Below are 22,118 nucleotides of genomic sequence, written 5' to 3' on the forward strand. Positions count from 1 at the left end.
AAATAATTATGAAAAATATATTTAAAACAAACCCAAAAAAAATTTTGGTGTTGGGTATAACATTAATTTCTGTTATTTGTTACAATTGCAGCGATTATCTAGATGTTAATGAAGATCCCAATAACCCCACTGCTGTGCCAATTGTGCAGTTATTAACAGACGCTGAAATAAACTTCAATAATATTACTGAATTTAGATTGTACTCGGCAGAAGTCCTTTCCGCATATGTTCATCAGTTTGTGTTCCGTGAAGAACAAGATCAATATGGTGCTAAACAAGATAATATTACCATTAACAACACTTGGAATGTAGCATACTCTGTCTTTACATCGACAAATCAAATCATTGCACAAGGTACTACTGAAAATGAAATGATTACTGTTGGTATGGCGCAAGTGTTAAAAGGTTATGCTACTACTATAATTGTTGATATTTGGGGTGATGCCCCATATACGGAAGCTGCTCAATTAGAGCTTGGTATATTAAGCCCTGTGTTTGAGGAACAAATGGCTGTTTATCAAAGCGCCTTAGATTTAATTGATCAAGGTTTAGTTAACATTAATAGTGGTCAAGGATCAAATCCTGGAACTCAAGATTTATATTACGGCGGAGACATTACCAAATGGAACAAATTTGTGAATACACTTAAATTGAAACTATATAATGAAATTAGACTTTCGCCATTGTTTGATGCAAGTAAATTAAGCACATTAATTTCTCAAGATAATTTTATGGCTAGCAGTGCTGATGATTTTCAATTTAGTTATTCTACAACACAGTCCCCAGCAGAAGAAAGAAATCCTCTTTTCAGAGATTCTTATTTAACAGGTCAGACAGCGCACCATGCAAGTCCATGGTTTTATGAAATTTTAAAAGGTTGGAATCCAACAATTCATAATAATGTAGCAGACCCAAGATTACCGTATTACTATTTTAACCAACTGACTCCTGGACAATTACCACCAGATGTTGGAGATCCAACTACTGGAGATCCTAAAGCTGATTACTTTGACTCTTCTACTGGTTTCCACTCCATTAGGTTTGGTAGTGTTGGACCGGATCGAGATGGCTCTTCAAGAAATTCGTCAACTTATCCAGGAATATTTGTTGCTGGAGGAAGATATGATGACGGCCTAGGAGGAAATGCAGATGTAAGCGCTGGAACGGGGGCAGCACCTCACAGGATCTTAACTTATGATGAATATTTATTTATTAGAGCAGAACTTATCAATGTAGGTTTAGTTGCTGGAGATGCTAGAGCCACTTTACAAAGTGGAATTATGGCATCATTTACTAAAGTAGATGATGTTGTCGCTAATTCTCAAACGTCGCAAACTGTCCCTGTATTAGCCGGTACAACTCGTGCAAATGACTTCATTGATGGTATTTTAGCTGAATATGATGCAGCATCAACAGAAAAGAGGCTAGAAATTATAATGACGCAAAAATGGGTCGCTACTTTTGGGGATCCTTTTGATCAGTATAACGATTACAGACGAACAGGTTACCCTATCTTAGCTGATCCTAACGGTCCATCACCAGAATACCAATTAGATATACAGGTACCTGGTAATTTTGCTCCTTTGGTAGATAGCGAAACTGAAAGTAATCGACCTTATCAAGTGTCACTATTTTGGCCACAGTCTGAATTGGAGGTTAACCGTAACTCACCTGACCAGAAAGATGCGACGACATACACTATATTTTGGGATAACTAAATAAAAAAAAAGACATGAAAAATTTAAAAATTATAACCTTTGTTTTAGCATTTTGCGCCATCAATATCGCCTGTGAAAATGACGGTGGAGATTCTGTAATAGGGTACAAAAATGGCGCATTGGGCAATTTAACAATAGTCGATGGTAGTGCTACCTCTATTATAAACACAACATTTGCAACCTTAAATCTTGAATTTAATGTTGATTTAGCCATAGGTAACCCAAATTCATATGATTTGAGAGCGCTATATCAAACAGTAGATGGAGATTTTTACGGGCCTGTTACTTTAGACGCAGGTGTAACAACCTTTCCTAAAGACTATGTTATTACTGGTGCAGAAATTATTAATGCTTTCTCTGAGTTGACTAGTCCTTCTGACTTAATGGCTGGAGATATCCTTTATTTTTATCCTGCATTTACTTTAAGCGACGGTACTGTTGTAGAAACCTTAACTAGCGATGGGAGCACAAATTATTATGCAGCGGATTTCAATCAGATTGATAACAACACTTACTTCCTGCAATACGCTGTAAGTTGTGCACCCCAGCCAGGTACTTACAGAGTTGAAATGCATGATAGCTATGGAGACGGATGGCAAACTAATGACGCGAATGGAGGTAATGGCTTACAATTATTTTTGGATGGTGTTTTAGATCAAGAAGTGGGATTATGTAATCCTTATGTGGACGTTCCTTACGATTGTGTTGACGACTATAGTAATGGAACTGCAACCCTAACCATTCCTAATGGTGCAGAAACGGCGGTATGGGTTTACCCTGGTGATGAATATGGTGAGATTTCATTTGAAATTTATGGCCCTGATGACCAGCTTCTTTTAGCTGTTGAAGCAGGAACTGATGGAGGGCCACTTTCGGTAATTTTATGTGCCGAATAAACGAATCCGACATAAAATAAAATAGATTTATTATATCTTAAAATAAAAACCGTTGAATTAACCTTCAACGGTTTTTTATTTGGTTATACTTCTAAAAAACTATACAAAAAGATAGTACTCATAGGCTGAATATTTTTCTAAAATGAAAATCAAATTTCATTTTATTTGGTTTTATTAAAATATCCCTGATTGTAATTTCTTTACAGTCCTAAATTTAAAATAGCACTATCTGTAGGCAAATAATTATAAGCTCTCCAAAAACTACCGACTTTATTGTACTTCCACACAATTTCTTTTTCTCTGGTAACTTCCCAAAATCCATAATCACCTTCACAAATAAGCGTGTTTCCATTTTTGAGGCGCACCGCTCCAGAAATTCTTTGATTAAACAAATCTTCATGAGTAAAACTCCAGGCTACTTCTGGCTCATTATCTGAATTTGGCAGTAAATTATAATTAGTCGGCATTACAAGTTCATAAATAACAGACTGTCCTTGACTTGCACCATTATTAAAAATAAGAATATTTCCAGCACCTGGTTCATTAGACTCTAGGAAATTTGGAAAATGATTATTATCAAATAATCGTGTACCACTCAAATTATTATAAGCACCAGGATTACCAAACCTATAAATTAAATCTCCTCCTTTGCCATAATTACCACCAATATTAGTAGAAGCTTCATTTGTAGTAGTAGAATGGTCGATAACCCAGACTTCACTAAATAAATTGATACTTAAAAAAATCACATCTTTTTCAGGATCATAATCGATCCCATTACCATGCATAATATCACCATTATCATTTAAGGAGTAATTAGGATTAATCAGCTGTGGGTTATCTGCTATAATGCCATAGTTAGGTAAAGTTTCATCAATATCTTGCACAAGATGGTCTTTAGAGTGCCACTCCCAAACTATGGCATTACTACTTGGGTTAACTTCGATTAACATTTCAGGATAAACATCATCAACAGCATTAATCCCATACGATTGAACCTCACTTTTAACAACTTTCTCCCATACTAAAATTAGAACATTTCCATTTGGTAAAATCTCTATATCATGATGTGCTAAATATGTACTAGAATGATAATCAAACTCCCAATCAATAGAACCATCAGTATTTATGATTTTAATGACACCTCCATATCCACCAAATGAAAACTCAAGATCACCATCTGGCTTAAAAACACCTAATAGTTTGCCACTTGGCAATATTACTAAATCATTACCCAAGTTATTTTCAAAATTCCATTCCTTTAGTTTCCGTCCTGTTTTATCAATTAAAAAAGAATACGTACCTCCATTTATAACACCAAGAACTAAGCTATTTTCAAGTTTATCTGAATCGTATAACTCTACCTCCTCTGAAAGCACTACTTCTTCTATTATTTCAGTTGTAGTATCACTATCGTCTTTATTACATGACCATACAATTACAACTAAGAAACATATAGAAATTACTTTAATTTTCATAATCAAGAACTTTTAGTGAAAGATATTAAATTATTAAGCTATTAAAAACTAATTTTGCAATATAACTTTTAAATAAATCCCAGCTTTTATAGCATGAAAAACGAAACCACCATTTTTGGAATTAGAGCAATTATAGAAGCCATTAAATCTAACGAAACCATCGATAAGGTTTTTATGCAAAAAGGATTGCAAGGTGAATTGTTTAAAGAACTAGAGCAAGCAATTCGTTCTGCAGGTATCAATTCATCTTACGTACCTATCGAAAAACTAAATCGTTTAACTCGTGGAAATCATCAAGGTGCTGTGGCTCAAATTTCACCAATTGAGTTTCATGATATCGACGACTTAGTAATGAGCGTTATCGAATCTGGAAAAACCCCATTATTTCTTTTATTAGATCAGTTAAGTGATGTTAGAAATTTTGGTGCTATTGTGCGTACTGCAGAATGTACAGGTGTTAATGGTATCATTATTCAGAAAAAAGGTGGAGCTCCTATTAATGGAGATACTATTAAAACAAGTGCTGGCGCTATCTTTAAAATGCCTATTTGCAAAGTAGATCACATAAAAGATGCTGTTTTTCACATGCAATCTTCAGGAATCAGAGTTATTGCAGCAACAGAAAAAGCAGAGCACTTTTTATACGACGTATCGTTTAAAGAACCGTGTGCCATTATTATGGGTTCTGAAGGCAGAGGAATTAATCCTTCAGTTTTAAAAGTAGTTGATGACCAAGCCAAACTTCCAATATTAGGAGAGATTGAATCTTTAAATGTTTCTGTCGCTTGTGGTGCATTTTTATATGAAGCTGTTAGGCAACGTAGTTAGCCTATAGCCTTTAGCGAAAATTGTAAAATTGAACTTAAATCATTTTTTACCTTGAATCACATTAGCTGTTCTTTCGCTGATAAAATTTAGTCTTCCTTTTTCTTAAAGATGTAATTGATTCTTTGAGCTTGATTTATTTTAGGTTCAATTTCGAGTTCATCTTCATTTTCAATTTCAACTTCGGGCTCAAACTCAATAAAATTCCCGTTTTCATCAAAGTGTTTCATAAATGGATCATCATCTTCGTTATAATCTGGTTGTTCCCATTTATAACGGTCTGGTTTGGCAACTTGTTTTCTAAAAATTAAAGCGAACACCAAACCTGTAACTAAACCGCTTAAGTGACCTTCCCAAGACATTCCGCTTTTTATAGGAAAGACATACCAAATCATACTTCCATAAAGAAAGATAACAACTAACGATAGCGCTATAAGTCGGTAATGTTTGGCGAATATGCCTTTAAAGAATATAAAGCTGACTAAGACATAAACCAATCCACTTGCACCTATATGATTACCTGAACTAGCGATAAGCCAAGTCATAAAGCCCGAAAGCAAAATACCAAAGCCCATAACCTTCCATGCTATCTTATTATAGAAATAAAATAAGGCGACTGTCAGCACAAAAAGCGGAATCGAATTATTGTAAATATGATTAATATCTCCGTGTAAAAACGGACTTGTAATTATTCCTGAAAGTCCTTCTAACTTTTGCGGTCTAATACCGAAGGCTTTGATACCACTATCGATCCTAACCTGATACCAAAACACCAACCAAATAGCAAATAAAATTATCAAAGGATAGATAATAATAGTGTTAGAGTATTTAAAATGTTGCGTTTTGCTCATATTCAAATTTAACCAAACCCTTTCAAATTTATAGCCAAAATTGAATTGTCTGAAATAATGGCAGAAACATAAAACTCATCCCCTTCAGTTTTAACATCAATTTCATAGATTTCATTAATCCATCACAAAAGCATTTCGTAATTTTGAATTATGAATATTCCATTAGCAGAACGTTTAAGACCAAATACATTAGATGATTATTTAAGTCAGCAACATTTAGTTGGTAAAAATGGTATGCTCTATCAGCAAATTAAAAATGGTGTGATTCCTTCTCTTATACTTTGGGGACCTCCTGGCATTGGAAAAACAACACTTGCCAATGTAATTGCTAATGAATCTGACCGTCCATTCTTTAAGTTAAGTGCTATAAATTCTGGTGTTAAAGACATTAGAGACGTTATAGATAAAGCTAAGAAAAGTGGTGGTATGTTCACTACAAAAAACCCGATATTGTTTATTGATGAAATCCATCGTTTCAGCAAATCGCAACAAGATTCACTTTTAGAAGCTGTTGAGAAAGGGTGGGTAACGCTAATTGGTGCAACCACAGAAAACCCAAGTTTTGAAGTTATTTCTGCATTATTATCGCGTTGCCAAGTTTATACTTTAAATGCTTTTAGTAAAGCTGATTTAGAAGCCTTATTACAACGTGCCATAAAAAAAGACACCACACTTTCTAAATTAAAAATTGAATTAAAAGAAACTGAAGCTTTACTCCGCTTATCTGGAGGTGACGCTAGAAAATTACTTAATATTTTTGAATTATTAGTCGCGTCGTTTGAAGGTGATCAAATTATTATCACGAATGATTTAGTGACAAAACAAGTACAGAGCAAAGCCGCTCGTTACGACAAAGCTGGAGAACAACATTACGATATTATTTCGGCATTTATAAAATCTATTCGTGGTAGCGATCCAAATGCTGCTGTATATTACTTAGCGCGAATGATTGAAGGAGGAGAAGACGTTAAGTTCATAGCTAGACGATTATTAATTTTATCTAGTGAAGATATTGGGAATGCGAATCCTACAGCTTTAGTGATTGCAAATAATACGTTTCAAGCCGTATCCGTTATTGGCAATCCTGAGTCTCGAATTATATTAAGTCAGTGCGCCACCTATTTAGCCAGTTCTCCAAAAAGTAATGCAGCATATGAAGCTATTGGTAAAGCACAACAATTGGTGAGGGATACTGGTGATTTATCAGTTCCGATTGCTATGAGAAATGCACCAACGAAGCTGATGAAAGAGCTCGGTTATGGTGACACCTACAAATATTCGCACAGCTACGAGAACAACTTTGCAGCTCAAGAATTCCTTCCAGAAGAAATAGCCAACACTAAATTATACAACCCAGGAAATAACGCTCGAGAGCAAGCGCAGCGTAATCACCTAAAGATGCTCTGGAAAGAGAAATATGGGTATTAGTTGTTGGTTGTTGGTTGTTGGTTGTTGAAAAATTAGAATTTAATATTCAATATTTTCTCTATTGTTGAAGCTCCATTATTTTCAGAATACATCCACTGTCCTTCTTTATTAAAAACAATGGCATTTTTATCTTTAACGATAAAGACATCTTTCGCTGAAGAATTCAACAAAATCATAACAACCTTTGGTTCTGAGTTTACTAACTGAAATCCATTTGTTATGGCTTGTGCATAATACAGCTCTTGCTTTACTTCGTTAGATGATATGGCTGCAGTTTTCGTAGTTACGTCCTTAGGTTTAACTTTAGTTTCCTCTATTTTACTAGTTTCTTTAACTTCAACATATGTCAAAGATTGCTTTTCTTCTTTAGGTTTAGCTTCAACACTTTCTTTAGAAGCATACTCATAATTAAAGTTTTGGAAGGTTTCAAATGCTTCTCTTAAAGCTTCGTTATATGCCTTTTTATAGTCCTTTACTCTTGATTCACCTATTTGAGATTTCATAATGACCACATCATAACAATCTTTCAGTATAATTTCTAATTTAGTTTTAAACAAACTACCTTCATCATTAGACACCTCAGCAATTAATCCTAAACAACGATCAGACTTTAAATCTTCGGGTAACTCTTCAACAAAATAAGCATCATATCCATACTTATTGAATAAAAATTTAGTTAAAGAATTTAGTTGGTACTGATCATCACTTTTAGAGAATTCATACGCTTTCGGAATAATTATATATTTATAATCATTCATATTTTTTTGTGCATATCCTAAACAACTTATGATAACAAATGAAATGGTAAATATTATTTTCTTAAACATGGATTTAAATTTTAAAGGTGATTAATAAGCATTTTTAAATTCGTGATGCGATTATAACTATGATTATTATACGAATCATTATAATCAAAATGGATGGTTTGCATGCCTATTTTATGCGCACCTTCAATATCGGCTTCAATATTGTCTCCAATCATAACACTTTCATTGGCATTTGCCTTAGCTAAATTTAAAGCAAAATTAAAAATTTTAGGATTTGGTTTTTTAACCCCAACCATTTCCGAATTGGTAACAGTTTGAAAATACGATCTGATATTAGAGGTTGTCATCTTTTTCTCTTGTGCCTCTTCAAAACCATTGGTAATAATATGCAATTCATATTTACTTTTTAAATAATCCAGAATTTCAAAAGTACCATCAAACAGGTGGTTAAATGAGGATAATTGTTCTATATAAGCGTCAGACAAAAGGTGAATCATATCATCTTCAACCACAACTCCTACTCCATCAAAAGCCTCTTTTAATCTTCCATAACGCAATGCCCCTTTTGTGACTTTCTCTTCTCTATAAAGCTTCCAATACTTAAAATTGATAGGTTCGTAAACCGATAAAAAATCAATAAGGTTTACATTAATCTTATTCAGATTAAAAATCTTTTCAAAGGTTAAACCTGAGTTTTTATCAAAATCCCAAAGCGTATGATCTAAGTCGAAAAAAACATGTTTAATTTGGGTTTTCATTCTGCTGATTCTAATATTAAATTAAATAATGATCTAAATCCTTTCCAGCGTTCTAAATCACTAAACGTATAATTATGAAATACAGGTGTAAAAGTACCATTTACCGCTTTTACTTCATTAATTATCTTTTGTAAATGCTCTGTTTTATCCAATTGCGAATTGTACTTCAATAATGCAAAATCTAAACAATGGTATGGATTAATTTGCAATGGTGTTTGCACTTCGTAGTCTAAATCGTAAAATTGAAAAGGCGTACAAGTACCGGCTCTAAAACCTAATGTATTAATGTAACCCATTGTAAAATCTTGATGAATTTCTAATTCGACTAAATTACGATACGATGTTGGTAAATTCAACTTTGAAAACGAATGACGCACAGCTTTTAAATCCGTATGTATTGTGGATTCCATTTTATTTTTTTCCTTCTTTAGAATCGAAATATCATTTAAAGAAAAATAGGACGCTTTTAAGCCTACATCACAATAGTCGGCAACGGACTTAATCAGGGAAACAAACTCTTTTTTGTTGGTGTTTATGTTTTTATCATAGGTTGAATAGTCACCTATTAGAAACAATACCATAAATTTAAAAGGATGTTGTTTTTGTTTCCTAATAATCCATTTGAACGTATCGTAAGGATCGCGTTTTAAACCAAAAAGCACTGAGTATCTATAATACAACTGTTTTATTCGTAAACGCCGAAGATCATTTAACGTGCCTCCGATGGTTCTTAAAAAGCCTTTGTATTTAAAGTAATATGCCATTGGCACATCAATTACAGGTTGTACTTTATAGTTCCGCGTAGGAAACTCATAATCTGGAAAGCGTAATTTTAAAACATCCTTAAGTTTATATGCCCAAATATCTACAACAGGTTGGTGTAGAAATCTATTTTCAAACGCTAGACTTTCAGAGGCTAAAAATCGTCCGTAATCATCCTTTACATGAGGTAAATATTCTTCATACCGACTTAATAAATAAAAAGATGCTGCAAAAATATCGAAAGGCAAATCACTTCGTTCCCCGGTAGCAAAAAATCCTTTTGTGTTTTCCCATTGCAGTACATTAATATCGATATCCGATAGACCTGTTTCAAATAATAACTCGTTACTTCTAATAAATAACTCGTTACTTAAGGGCTGTTTTGTATAAGACATCTTAAGACTATCGTGAGCAATAAAATCTTCAACCTTAGACGTAAAAAGCACCTCAACACCTAAAATACGCTTGCATATATGCTTAAACGTATAGGTAACGCGTGGTGTGATTTTATGTGTATAAACGAGTAGCATAAAGTATTGTGAATTCCAAAGGTTAAAAATAACAAATTCCAACCGTAAACGCTCTAATTATAACGGTTGTCTGTGGATCTATTTTTAAAGTTTACCCCATTTGATTCTCATCAGCAAAACTATAATAGGCATTCTCCGTAATAATGAGATGATCTAAAACCGAAATATCTAAGCTTTGAGCAGCTGTTTTTAATTTTTTTGTAATGTCTTTATCCGCCTGACTTGGTTTTAAAGTGCCCGATGGGTGATTGTGACACAATATTAAAGCTACTGCCCCAACTTCTAGCGCATTTTTAAGCACCAATCGCACATCTACCAAAGTCCCTGTTATTCCTCCTTTACTTAATTGGTTTTTGCGAATCACTTTATTAGAATTGTTAAGGTATAAAATCCAAAATTCTTCATGTGGTAAATCTCCAAGTATAGGTTGCATCACATCAAAAACCGAACGGCTCGATGAAATCTTATCCAATTGCATAGCGTCTTCCAAACGACGGCGACGTCCTAATTCTAATGCAGCAACAATTGATATGGCTTTAGCTTCTCCAATACCTTTAAACTCCATAAGTTGCGCAATGGTGAGTTTACCCAAGGCATTTAAGTTATTATCAACACTTGCAAAAATACGCTTGCACAAGGCCACAGCACTTTCCTCTCTGTTTCCTGAACCTATTAAAATAGCGATTAACTCAGCATCACTAAGGGTTGTTTTACCTTTGTCTCTAAGTTTTTCTCTAGGCTGATCGTCTTGAGACCAATTTTTAATTGAAAATGAAGCTGGTTTTTCTGACATGCATTAAAGATAAAAAATTGTAAATTTCGAATGTCATTAAATTAGTATAAATTTTAAAACAAGGATTTAACCCCCATTTAGGCAGATAAAACATGAATTATCCTCCGCAACATCATCAAGATAACGACATCAATCATATGATTGAAGTGATAAAAACGTATCCTTTAGCAACTGTTATTTCAGTTGATAATAATGAGCCGCTAATTACGCATTTACCATTAATTTATAGTAATGGAAAATTGATTGGTCATATTGACATTAACAATCCACACGCACAATTGTTGCAAAACAACACAGAGGTGACCCTTATTTTTAGTGGACCAGAGTGTTATATTTCTCCAAGTATTTTTTCGAGTACGCAACTCCCAACATGGAATTATATTAAGGTGCATCTTAAAGGAAATGTCCAAGAAAACCCAGATAAAGCAGCGTTAAAACAGTCTTTAATTAGCATGACTGAATTTTTGGAAGCACCCGACCATAAGTACATTTTAAGTACCGATAATCTGCGATTAGATAAATATCTCGATTATATTTTAATGTTTGAAATTGAAATTACCCATTGGGAAGGAAAATTTAAACTATCACAAGACAAAAAGCCAAACGATATCATAGCTGCTCGTGAAGAATTAGTTAGAGCTAATCAAGCAAGTGTTATTCAATTTTTAAATAAAGTATTTTAAACCCAAAGACCATGAAGTATCTATTTACATTTTTTATTATTCCACTGTTACTACTCAATACCACAACTAAAAAAGAAGATTTCATAGGCAAATGGGCTGGTGAAGACCAAAACCAAATTGGGTATATAACATTTGACAACGACGGTTATGCAGCTTTTGAAATCAATGGCGAAGTTATGGGTGGCAAGGAGTTTTACATCAAAGGTCAAAAAGGAAAAATGACTTATACCATTAATTACGACACCAACCCTATTGAAGTTGATTTCACAATTACAAAAATACAATCTGGAGAATCTAATAAAATTCTTGGTATCGCAGAATTCACAGATGTAGATACTTTCATTTTTGACCTAAGTTTTAATAATGAAAGACCTACTGCGTTTGGAGATAATTCTATTACCCTTAATCGTGTTAAATAATTACAAAATAAGAGTTTATAGTTTTCAAAATTTGTAATTTAATACATTGGTTTACCCTTAATTAAAACAGCGACTTATGAAAGACTTAAAAAAAGAAGATATTAAACAAGAAGTTTTCGATTTATACGATGACTATGCCCACAACAAACTCAACAGAAGACAATTTGTTGAAAAGCTATCATTATACGCTGTAGGTGGCTTAACCGTTTCTTCATTATTGAGTTTTGTATCTCCTAATTACATCGATAATTTATTAGTAGCACCTAATGATCCTACTTTAGATTCGGATTTTATAACTTATGAATCTCCAAAAGGAGGTGGCACCATAAAAGGTTTACTATCCCAACCAAAGGATAATAAAACCAAATTACCAGGTGTTATTGTGGTGCATGAAAACAGAGGTTTAAATCCATATATTGAAGATGTAGGCAGACGCACCGCAAAAGAAGGTTTTATTTCTTTAGCTCCAGATGCACTAAGTCCACTTGGTGGTTATCCAGGAAATGATGATGACGGCAGAACAATGCAAAAAGAGCGTAACCAACAGGAAATGCTCGAAGATTTTATTGCAGCCTATCATTACCTTAAAAATCATGATAATTGTGATGGCAACGTCGGAGTTGTTGGGTTCTGTTTTGGAGGCTGGATTTCTAATATGATGGCCGTACGCTTACCAGATTTAGGAGCAGCAGTGCCGTATTATGGCCGACAACCAGAAGCTGAAGATGCTGCCAAAATAAAAGCTCCACTTCTACTCCAATATGGGGAATTAGACACTAGAGTCAATGCTGGTTGGCCAGCTTTTGAAGAAATTTTAAAAGCCAATAATATTGAATATACAGCTTATATTTATCCTGATGTGAATCATGGTTTTCACAATAACACCACACCAAGATATGATAAACCAGCGGCAACTTTATCTTGGGAACGTACCATCGCTTTTTTCAAGACCCATTTAAAATAATAAACCACGTACGTTCATCAGAATAATACATTAGTTTTTTGTTATTTAGCGGTCGTAAAAAAATCAACTTAAAAACATAAAACGAAATGTCCATTACGCTTTTATCATCACCATTACAAGGGTTTACAGACTTCCGATTTCGGAATGCCTTTAACCACTATTTTGGTGGCATCGATACGTTTTATGCTCCTTACATTCGGTTTAACAATAAGTTGATTATTAAAAACTCATATAAACTCGATTTACAGCTCGAAAACAATACAGAACTCGAAGTCATTCCACAAATTATGACCAATAGCGCTGACGAGTTTTTATTCGTGGTGGATTATATTCAGGAATTAGGGTATAAAGAGTTGAACTGGAATTTAGGTTGCCCCTATCCAATGGTAACAAATCGTGGTATGGGTTCTGGACTCATTTGCGATCCTGAAAAAATTAATCACATTTTAGAACGTGTACACAAAGAAACGGACATAGTGGTTTCTATGAAAATGCGCATGGGTTACGAGAATCCTGAAGAAATTTTAAATACCTTCCCTATTCTTGATGCTTATCCGCTTAAAAATATTGCCATTCATGCACGTATAGGCAAACAACTTTATAAGGGAGGTGTGAATCTTGAGGCTTTTGAAAAGTGTATAGAAAGCACCAGACACAAATTATATTATAATGGTGACATTACCTCTGTTACCAAACTGAAAGAAATGCAAGCACGTTTTCCGAGTATCGATCATTTTATGATTGGCAGAGGATTAATTGCTGATCCGTTTTTACCAAGCATGATTAAAAACGACACGACTGAATACCCAGAAAACCGATGGGATATTTTTAGAGAATTCCATGATACCATATATCAGCAATATGATGCGGCACTTTCTGGTCCTACTCCAATTAAAATGAAAATGCAAGGGTTTTGGGAATACTTTTCTCAGTCGTTTTCAAATCCGCAGAAAGCATTTAAGAAAATTAAAAAAGCGAATAATCCGAGAGCGTATCAGCAAGCTGTTAGTGAGATTTTGAAGAATGGGTAACTATCTTTTGTCATTCTGAGCAACGCGAAGAATCTCATAAAGAGAACTATTTTCAAACTATCTTTGTAATCATTTGATTTCAATTTCAATTTTTAAAACACCCCAAAAGTCCCCTCAAGGGGACAATCTTAGCATTCAACTTTTTAGTTTTCGATTTTAATTTCATTATTAACTCTACCTTTGTAATCAATTAATTCAAATTTAATTTCTAGTTCAGCTTCAAATTCAAATTCGTTTTCATTTTCAATTTCAACCAATGAAAGACCTCCTACTTATAACACCTCCATTTACCCAATTAAACACTCCGTATCCAGGAACCGCCTACCTCAAAGGGTTTCTAAACACCAAAGGAATTGGCGCGTTTCAAATGGATTTGGGTATTGAGGTGATTTTAGAGTTATTCAAAAAAGAAACTTTTGAAGAAATCTTTCAATTGGCTTTCGATAATGATCGTATTCAATCCGAAAATTGCGAACGTATTTATGCTTTAAAAGCGCATTATTTAAAGTCCTTGGATGATATCATCTTATTTCTACAAGGCAAAAATCAAACCTTTGCGAGACAGATTTGCACCACCAATTTTCTTCCTCAAGCCTCGCGTTTTGCACAGTTAGATGATATGGATTATGCGTTTGGTGCGATGGGAATGCAAGACAAAGCCAAACATTTAGCAACGCTTTATATTGAAGATTTATCCGATTTTATTGTAGAGTGTATTGATCCCGATTTTGGATTTAGCCGTTACGCAGAACGTTTAGGCCAAAGTGCCAATGCCTTTGATGCGCTATATGCACAACTGCAAGATGATGAAACTTACATCGATCAAATCACATTAGAATTATTAGAGACTCGGATTAAAGACATACAACCCAAACTCATTTGTTTTTCGGTACCATTTCCTGGGAATTTATATAGTGCATTTCGCTGTGCACAATTTATAAAAGCGAATTATCCTGAGATAAAAATCGCCATGGGAGGCGGATTTCCTAATACCGAATTACGCTCCGTTACTGACATTAGAGTATTTGAATTTTTCGACTTTATCACCTTAGATGATGGTGAATTGCCTATTGAGTTACTTTACAATGCGGTTCTTAAAAACGAAACCACATTCAAACGCACCTTTATTCTCGAAAACGGAACCATCGCTTATAAAAACAACAGCACATCCTCAGATTACAAACAAGCAGATGTTGGTACACCTGATTATTCCGATTTACCATTAGATCGTTATATCTCTGTTATAGAAATTGCCAACCCCATGCACAGTTTATGGAGCGATGGCAGATGGAACAAACTCACCATGGCACACGGTTGTTATTGGGGAAAATGTACCTTTTGCGATATATCCTTAGACTATATTAAAATTTACGAACCTGTTGCTGCGTCGCTTTTGGTAGACCGCATGGAAACGCTCATTGCACAAACTGGTGAAACCGGATTTCACTATGTAGATGAAGCGGCTCCTCCATCTTTGATGAAAGCCTTGGCGCTCGAAATCATAAAACGCAACCTCAGCGTCACCTGGTGGACCAACATTAGATTCGAAAAAAACTTCACACAAGATCTTTGTATTTTATTGAAAGCCTCTGGTTGTATTGCTGTTTCTGGCGGATTGGAAGTCGCCTCAGATCGGTTGTTAAAACTCATTGACAAAGGTGTCACCGTTGAGCAAGTGGCGCAGGTGACACGCAATTTTACAGAAGCCAACATTATGGTGCATTCGTACTTAATGTATGGCTACCCAACGCAAACGGTTCAAGAAACGGTAGATAGTTTAGAAATGGTACGTCAGTTGTTTGAAGTTGGCGTGTTACAATCTGGTTTTTGGCATCAATTTGCATTAACAGCGCATAGTCCTGTGGGTTTACATCCCGAAGAGTATGGCATTACTCCAAATTACAAAAACATCAGTTTTGCGAATAATGATGTGGATTTTACCGATACGACTGGTATCGATCATACGCAGTTTAGTTTCGGGTTAAAGAAATCACTCTTTAATTTTATGCATGGTATTGGATTTGATATTCCTTTACAAGATTGGTTCGATTTTGACATTCCAGAAACCGATATCGATCCCGATTTTATTTATAATTCATTAGCACAAGAACCTGTTTTCAACATTAAACCAACCGCAAAAATTGTGTGGTTAGGTAGCATGCCTTTAGTGTCTGAATTTTCAAAAACGAAAAAAGGAACCACTAAAGACTTCTTAGAATTCACGTTTCATGATACGGCAGATAGTTTTCAGATTACGCTAGAAAAAGAGAAAGGCCTTTGGCTTTTAGATATCTTAGAAGATATCACACCTCAACACAAACCACAATCGTATAAGCAATTAAAAACGAGTTTTGAAACCCAATTTGAAGATTTTGAATTGTTTTGGTATGCTAAACCTGTAAACGTTTTGCGTGATTCTGGACTTTTAGTTTTGTAGGGTTTGGTTTAAAACCATCTAAAAAGAAAACTTACAACTTGACTTTTTCTGTTTTTTTGTAAAACAATATGTTGACTTTACAGTCAAAAGTATACATATTCGTATACTTTTATTTTGTTTTGTATACATATTTGTATACTTTTATAAAATAAAACATACTTATATGTATACAAAATTAGACTTATGAGAAATAAACATAAACTACTCATAGAGCAATTAGATTCTAAATTAGCTGAATTTAGAGGTGCTGCAACGGTAACGATTCCAGAAAAAGGATGGATTCATACCATAAGAACTGCTTTGAATATGACAATGGATCAATTGGGTACAAAACTGAATAAAACAAAAGGTGCAGTTCAAAAAATTGAAGAACGTGAAGCTACAGGTCAAATAACGATTCATAAATTACAGAAAGTAGGAAAAGCATTAAATATGAAATTAGTCTACGGTTTTGTTCCCGAAGATGAAACCATTGAAAACCTAATAAATATACAAGCCGAAAAATTAGCTCGTAAAATTGTCTTGAGAACTCATCAAACCATGACATTAGAAGACCAAGGTATTAGTGATAAAAAAATCAATGCATCCATAACAGATTTAGCAAACGAAATTAAACGCGAAATGCGAAAGTCATTATGGGATTAAATTTACACTATAAAGATGGACAGACTCCATTAGATGAAGACGAAAAAGAAGGTCTCAAAATAAAATCCATAACTACCCAAAAAGAATTAGACGAATTTGAGCAACTAAATATTGAAAAGGCTGTAGAATGGAGCATTAGCACCAAATTAAAGCCAGACCGTATCTTATCAGAAAAATTCATAAAAGCCTTACACAAAAAAATGTACGGTGACATCTGGAAATGGGCTGGAAACTTTAGAACCGCTGACAAAAATATTGGTATAAAGTGGACAGCAATTAGTACCCAATTAAAAACCTTATTAGATGATGCCAATTATTGGGTAGACCACAATACTTATCCACCAAAAGAAATCGCCATTAGATTTAAACATAGACTTGTAGCCATTCATTGTTTTCCAAACGGAAACGGCAGACACTCTAGACTAATGGCAGATATTATTATGGAATCTATTTTCAAAAAAGATATATTCTCTTGGCATACCTCAAATATGGTAAAAGCAGATGACGTCAGGAAAGGTTACATTTTGGCTTTAAAGCAGGCTGATGGCGGCAATATTCATCCTCTAATTGAATTTGCTCAAAGTTAAAAAGCAAATACACCCCTCAATATTCTTAAGTATTCCTCACATTGGCAGTATCATTTTTTGATTTTAAACTCTAAATTTCCACCCTACAATTTGCCTCTTAAAAATTTTCTTAGACCTTTGCATCTTCTAAGACTAAGTTATCAAACTAAGCCCCAAAGCAAAAAACCAAAAATTCTTAATGAGAAAACATAAAGCCATTCGATTTTTAATGGTCGCTACTGTTTTATTTACGCAGATTACATTTTTATCCATGATTGTAAATGCGCATTACGAAACCAATGCAGCCTTAATAATTGTTGCGCTTGTCATTATAGCCACTATCATTTTTGGTTACAAATATTTAGATCTTCACCACGAAGATTACGCTTACGAAAAAATATCTGTCGTTATTTGGGTGCCTATTGGAGCCGTATTATGTTATCTCTTAAATGTCAACGGAGGTTTAGGCCCTATTTTATCCATGGGCATCGTAGGCACACTAGCATCATTCGCACCTTCCCTAAATAAAAAATCGAACTACTTAAAAGAAATACCAACAAGTATCTATTGTGGAGCTTTTGTAGGTATGTCTAGTGTAGCAACCACTCCATCTATTGGTTTTGTTCTTGCAGCTGGTACTCTGGCAGGACTATTTTTTATGATTTCTAAGAATTTATTTCTTGGTGTTGGCGGAAAATTAGGCACTATGGCCTTTGCTGGTGTTATCACAGCGACTCTAATGTATTCGTTATTGGTATGAATACATTTATACTCATCATCACCGGAATTTTAGGAGCTACACTCACTTACTTTGTTAGCGAACACTTACGACTTGGCGCTGTAAAAGCTTCTGCTTTACTCTCACTCATTGTAGGCTTATTTTTTTATGCCTTCCCTAACCTACTAAATGGCTATTTATCAGAACATTTACCTATTGTATTTGTTGGCACCTCGTTTATAGGTATGGTATCTTCTAAAACCTTAAAAAGTTACACCTTGCTTGCCATAGCAGGAAGTCTATTCACTGCGATATACATAACTAAAAACCATGTCTTTGATGGTTATGGAGGAGCACTTGGTGCACTTGCTTTTATTGCCTTGCTGACTACTATGGGTTTTGCTTTTGTAGTATCTAACTCGACTAAGATTAAGCATAAGGTTGTTTTGGTGTGGCAGAGGGTTTTTGGTTCTGGGGAATAGGTTTTAGATCGTTTTCCTGTACTAAGTATGTAAATGTTATGAGAAATTCTGGGCTTTAAGTTTGAGCAACAACTAAAACCTCAAATCTACTCTCACATTTAGATTCGTCGAAATGCTTTTACAAAAAAGTATACATATTTGTAAATTATACTGATATGTATACTTTTAATATTTGGCAATTTATATGATGTCATTCTTATTCTACGATTCTTCCTCTTGAAAAATTTATTCCTGTGCTTGCTAAATCGAAAAACAGATAGATGTATTAAGTTTGAGTTCCATTAAATGTTATATTTTTATAAATAGAAAAGAAACGTTGATTAATTTAAAAATACTTTTATGGCTATTGATAAAAACCTCAATTTAAATGCAAGTAAAACGTGGCCTAAAATAAGCCGAATATTAAGTGTCTTAGGTCTAATATTAGGTTTGTTTTATTTTATTTTCTCCAACTTCATAAATATCCCAAAATCTGAATTAAGGTTCAACGTTCTTACAAATACACCTCTCATAGAAGTGAAAGAAGATATTAAAAATTTAGAGATTACTTATGACTCAATAAATATTCTAGATTTAGAAAAAAACATATCAATTGCAGTGATCGAAATAATAAATACAGGAAATACAAGTATTACTACGAATGATTATGATTTAAATATTCCATTTGGAATTAAATTGATTAATAGTAAATTAATAAAAAAACCTGAGTTAATAACAACTAGCGATGACAGTTATTTTAAGGATATAATTGTAAATTCAGATGAGACTGATATCATTCTCAATAAAAAGATTATAGATCCGGGTGAATTCTTTCATCTAAAAATTTATACAATACATAATTCATCAGATACCCCAAATTTTGATATCCTAGGTAAAATTTCAGGGCAAAAAGAAGTAAATATTAATAATTTAAATATTTCTAAAATAGACCAACTAGAAAAAGAAGCAAACCTCACTAGGATTACAACTATTTTTAGCATTGCATTAATTACAATAATGTCTCTTTTAATATTATCACTTTACAAGACCAATAACATTAGGTTGAATACAAACACTATACTAAACAAAAAATTTGATGAAATTATTGATGAAAATGATAATCTAAAAAACACAGTAAATGAACTCAGAAAGAAATACAAAAAATCAAAGAATTAGATTTTACATTTTTTGAAACATAGTAAAAGCTAACTTATATCCAATAAGGTTTTTCTCTTTCCTAATATATAATCGATTGTTTTTGTTAATCGATTAATTAATCTATACATTTCATCGTTATCCTCCAGAATAACAAAACTAAGAAAATATTAAAAAGTCTTTAAATAATTTAAGTAATCGTAATATTCATTTTATGATTTAACTTCCAATTAAATCAAATCAACAGACCATATCAAAACGTCTTGTTAAACCTTCTACATCCATTTAATTAATCCATATTTTTGCATATTGAAAATTGAGAATTATGCAAGACAATAAAACCCTAAATTACATAAAAGACGTTCTAAAAAACATGCCAACTGACTGGTTAGGTCTAACTACGCATCGTTTAGATATTTACAACGAGAAATTAGCTAAAACACAGTTTTTAGATGAGTTTGAGTTGTTATTCAATGCCAATAGCACTGAGCCATCGGCATTACGCGAATTACCAACCGCTTACGATTATATTCGTTTAGGGCATCCCTTATCTTGTATTTTAGAATGGGCCATCGCCAACTTACATGGACTACAACCAGAACACGTAATTAGTTTTTCGTCACAAACGGTTCCTGTGTTGTCTATTTTGAGAACTAACTTATTAGAAAACAAAAAGACCCAAATAGTATATACAGGCGAACTTCCAGAATTTTTCGATGTTGATATTATCAAGCAGGTTTATGGTTATAATTTTGATGTCATAAAAGTTGATAGTACAAATGCTATTCTAGAGTTTAAAGGCAGTACGGTTTTCATTTCAGAACAACATGAATTCTCTATAACTGAACTCAACCCAAATATTGACTTTTATATTAATAATCATGCCCATTTAGGAAGTTTATTATTAGTTAATGGTGAGCAAAACCATGGTTATATTTCAGACATTCAGCATGTGAGACGTCGCGAAACGATTGCTATGACTCCTGCGAATTGTTTGGTGGCTTTAAAAGCGTTAACCGAACACACTTCGATTACCAATGAAGACAGTCATCTTAAAGCGAATAAAGCAAGTGTTCTAAACTCTATTAAGGAGATTAATGGCACAACGTCTCAGCCTTTAGTCGGTTCTAGCGGATTGTCGGTTCAGTATGCCATTATGATGGGCTTGGTGGACTATTCCTTAGAACTCCATAAAGGCAAAGCGATTAAATTTGTAGTACCACCAAATTGTTACGGAGGCACCAATGACCAAGCCAGACGAGTGGCGGCTTGTTTAGATAATGTGGAAGTGGTTGATTTACCCGTAGATGGTGATAATGATATGGTGCAAAGCATTCATACCGTTTTAGATAAAATTGCCCACGACGATGCCATTCCTTATATCATTGCTGAAATCCCAACCAACCCGCGTGTTGAAGTTCCGGATTTACAAAAATTAAAAGAAGCTTTAAGCAAAGAACGTAAAACGGCTTCTGGCGACATCGCGATAGATCCTGTGTTTATATTAGATCAAACCTTTTGTCCTAATGTGCACTTTTTAGGTGAAGGTGAAATATTATCTACAGTCCGTACGATTTCTTATGCGAGTGGTTCTAAATTCCCGAGTGGTGGAAAATGTACAGCGGGTTATATTGTAGGAAATACTAAAGTAGATGCTTTAATGGATAAAATTGCATTACATCTCACGCTTTGCGATAATGAGGCGACTGCGCTTCAATATGAGATTTTGGCTAAGCAATTGCCATCCATGAATCAGCGTATTGCAGATGCTTATAAAAATACGCGTGAGTTCGTGAATTTTATTCATGACACTTTACCTGATGCAAAAATCAATTTTGTTTCAGAAGAATTGGCAGCACAAGGCTTTACTCCATCTGTGTTTTCATTAGATCTTCCTACAAAAGGAAATACTGCAGAAGAAAAAGAAACGTATAAACGTGCTTTAAATCACAGGTTAATCAATTTAATGATTACCGAAATCCCGAACGAAAGCAAATATTGCGTGAGTTACGGACAGTTAAAAGGCTGTTATTGGACGATTCCTGCAACCTCAACTCAAGGTACCACAAAAGAAGGTGACAAAGATTATATTGCACGTGTGTCCTTATCTCCAGATTTAGATTTGGAAAAGCATAAAGCGGTGTTTTTGGAATTTGTTTCTAAGATTTAAAATTTTAATAATTTACCAGTTGTCATTCTGAGGGAAGCATGACCGAAGAATCTATATGTATTC

At 34.0% G+C, this 22,118-nt stretch carries 21 protein-coding genes; 15 read left to right on the top strand and 6 right to left on the bottom strand.

The features are described 5' to 3' along the window. The first annotated feature begins 8 nt into the window (after positions 1–8). Together DFQ09_RS13090 and DFQ09_RS13095 are read left to right on the top strand one after the other, a co-directional pair. A complete protein-coding gene (locus DFQ09_RS13090) occupies positions 9–1,718 on the top strand; it encodes a SusD/RagB family nutrient-binding outer membrane lipoprotein (protein WP_115811048.1) in 1,710 nt (569 codons plus the stop codon). A 14-nt stretch (positions 1,719–1,732) separates the two neighbouring features. After that, entirely contained in the window at positions 1,733–2,614 is an 882-nt protein-coding gene (locus DFQ09_RS13095; protein ID WP_115811050.1) for a hypothetical protein, read from the top strand. Positions 2,615–2,814: 200 nt separating this feature from the next. Here the strand turns inward: DFQ09_RS13095 and DFQ09_RS13100 are convergent, their stop codons facing one another. Further along, the gene (locus DFQ09_RS13100; protein ID WP_115811052.1) at positions 2,815–4,092 is read right to left on the bottom strand and encodes an aryl-sulfate sulfotransferase; all 1,278 of its coding nucleotides are present in this window, start codon (positions 4,090–4,092) and stop codon (positions 2,815–2,817) included. Between the two features lie 93 nt (positions 4,093–4,185). Between DFQ09_RS13100 and rlmB the strand changes: the two genes are divergently transcribed. Beyond that, the gene (gene rlmB / locus DFQ09_RS13105; protein WP_115811054.1) at positions 4,186–4,920 is read left to right on the top strand and encodes a 23S rRNA (guanosine(2251)-2'-O)-methyltransferase RlmB; all 735 of its coding nucleotides are present in this window, start codon (positions 4,186–4,188) and stop codon (positions 4,918–4,920) included. Positions 4,921–5,006: 86 nt separating this feature from the next. On the opposite strand, the gene DFQ09_RS13110 is transcribed toward rlmB, so the two are convergent. Beyond that, positions 5,007–5,768, bottom strand: coding sequence for a rhomboid family intramembrane serine protease (locus tag DFQ09_RS13110; protein ID WP_115811056.1), 762 nt, complete (start codon positions 5,766–5,768; stop codon positions 5,007–5,009). 150 nt (positions 5,769–5,918) lie between these two features. Here DFQ09_RS13110 and DFQ09_RS13115 point away from each other — a divergent pair, with 150 nt between their 5' ends. Next, the gene (locus DFQ09_RS13115) at positions 5,919–7,196 is read left to right on the top strand and encodes a replication-associated recombination protein A (protein ID WP_115811058.1); all 1,278 of its coding nucleotides are present in this window, start codon (positions 5,919–5,921) and stop codon (positions 7,194–7,196) included. A 32-nt stretch (positions 7,197–7,228) separates the two neighbouring features. Here the strand turns inward: DFQ09_RS13115 and DFQ09_RS13120 are convergent, their stop codons facing one another. The 4 genes from DFQ09_RS13120 to radC all read right to left on the bottom strand — a co-directional run bounded on the left by DFQ09_RS13120 (position 7,229) and on the right by radC (position 10,806). Then, a complete protein-coding gene (locus DFQ09_RS13120; RefSeq protein ID WP_115811059.1) occupies positions 7,229–8,023 on the bottom strand; it encodes a PD-(D/E)XK nuclease family protein in 795 nt (264 codons plus the stop codon). Between the two features lie 11 nt (positions 8,024–8,034). Further along, positions 8,035–8,721 (bottom strand): YjjG family noncanonical pyrimidine nucleotidase, encoded by a 687-nt coding sequence (locus tag DFQ09_RS13125; protein WP_115811060.1) that lies wholly within the window; start codon positions 8,719–8,721, stop codon positions 8,035–8,037. Further along, positions 8,718–10,013: a polysaccharide deacetylase family protein gene (locus DFQ09_RS13130; RefSeq protein ID WP_115811062.1), complete on the bottom strand. Its 1,296-nt coding sequence runs from the start codon at positions 10,011–10,013 to the stop codon at positions 8,718–8,720. Before DFQ09_RS13130 ends, DFQ09_RS13125 begins: the two co-directional genes overlap by 4 nt. A gap of 91 nt (positions 10,014–10,104) precedes the next feature. Beyond that, positions 10,105–10,806 carry a RadC family protein gene (gene radC / locus DFQ09_RS13135; protein WP_115811064.1) on the bottom strand — a complete coding sequence of 234 codons (702 nt, stop codon included), beginning with the start codon at positions 10,804–10,806 and terminating at the stop codon, positions 10,105–10,107. Between the two features lie 92 nt (positions 10,807–10,898). Between radC and DFQ09_RS13140 the strand changes: the two genes are divergently transcribed. From DFQ09_RS13140 to DFQ09_RS13190, 11 genes are all read left to right on the top strand, one after another. Continuing rightward, positions 10,899–11,489, top strand: a complete 591-nt coding sequence (locus DFQ09_RS13140) for an FMN-binding negative transcriptional regulator (protein WP_115811066.1) — start codon at positions 10,899–10,901, stop codon at positions 11,487–11,489. An 11-nt stretch (positions 11,490–11,500) separates the two neighbouring features. Beyond that, the gene (locus DFQ09_RS13145) at positions 11,501–11,908 is read left to right on the top strand and encodes a hypothetical protein (RefSeq protein WP_115811068.1); all 408 of its coding nucleotides are present in this window, start codon (positions 11,501–11,503) and stop codon (positions 11,906–11,908) included. Positions 11,909–11,984: 76 nt separating this feature from the next. Further along, on the top strand, positions 11,985–12,872 hold the full coding sequence (locus DFQ09_RS13150) for a dienelactone hydrolase family protein (RefSeq protein WP_115811070.1): 888 nt from the start codon (positions 11,985–11,987) through the stop codon (positions 12,870–12,872). Positions 12,873–12,958: 86 nt separating this feature from the next. Then, positions 12,959–13,903, top strand: coding sequence for a tRNA dihydrouridine synthase (locus tag DFQ09_RS13155; RefSeq protein WP_115811072.1), 945 nt, complete (start codon positions 12,959–12,961; stop codon positions 13,901–13,903). A 256-nt stretch (positions 13,904–14,159) separates the two neighbouring features. Then, positions 14,160–16,340, top strand: coding sequence for a B12-binding domain-containing radical SAM protein (locus DFQ09_RS13160; RefSeq protein ID WP_115811074.1), 2,181 nt, complete (start codon positions 14,160–14,162; stop codon positions 16,338–16,340). A 183-nt stretch (positions 16,341–16,523) separates the two neighbouring features. Further along, positions 16,524–16,985 carry a mobile mystery protein A gene (locus tag DFQ09_RS13165; protein ID WP_115811076.1) on the top strand — a complete coding sequence of 154 codons (462 nt, stop codon included), beginning with the start codon at positions 16,524–16,526 and terminating at the stop codon, positions 16,983–16,985. Further along, on the top strand, positions 16,976–17,572 hold the full coding sequence (locus DFQ09_RS13170; RefSeq protein WP_115811078.1) for a mobile mystery protein B: 597 nt from the start codon (positions 16,976–16,978) through the stop codon (positions 17,570–17,572). Before DFQ09_RS13165 ends, DFQ09_RS13170 begins: the two co-directional genes overlap by 10 nt. Before the next feature lie 178 nt (positions 17,573–17,750). After that, complete coding sequence (locus tag DFQ09_RS13175) at positions 17,751–18,311, top strand: hypothetical protein (RefSeq protein ID WP_115811080.1); 561 nt, start codon at positions 17,751–17,753, stop codon at positions 18,309–18,311. Further along, positions 18,308–18,751: a hypothetical protein gene (locus tag DFQ09_RS13180; RefSeq protein WP_115811082.1), complete on the top strand. Its 444-nt coding sequence runs from the start codon at positions 18,308–18,310 to the stop codon at positions 18,749–18,751. The genes DFQ09_RS13175 and DFQ09_RS13180 overlap by 4 nt, the downstream gene beginning before the upstream one ends. A 339-nt stretch (positions 18,752–19,090) precedes the next feature. Then, positions 19,091–19,906 (top strand): hypothetical protein, encoded by an 816-nt coding sequence (locus tag DFQ09_RS13185; RefSeq protein WP_115811084.1) that lies wholly within the window; start codon positions 19,091–19,093, stop codon positions 19,904–19,906. 304 nt (positions 19,907–20,210) lie between these two features. Next, on the top strand, positions 20,211–22,055 hold the full coding sequence (locus tag DFQ09_RS13190; protein ID WP_115811086.1) for a PLP-dependent aminotransferase family protein: 1,845 nt from the start codon (positions 20,211–20,213) through the stop codon (positions 22,053–22,055). Positions 22,056–22,118: the final 63 nt, after the last annotated feature.

The organism is Winogradskyella pacifica (genome assembly GCF_003386275.1).
In the GTDB taxonomy this organism is placed as follows: domain Bacteria; phylum Bacteroidota; class Bacteroidia; order Flavobacteriales; family Flavobacteriaceae; genus Winogradskyella; species Winogradskyella pacifica.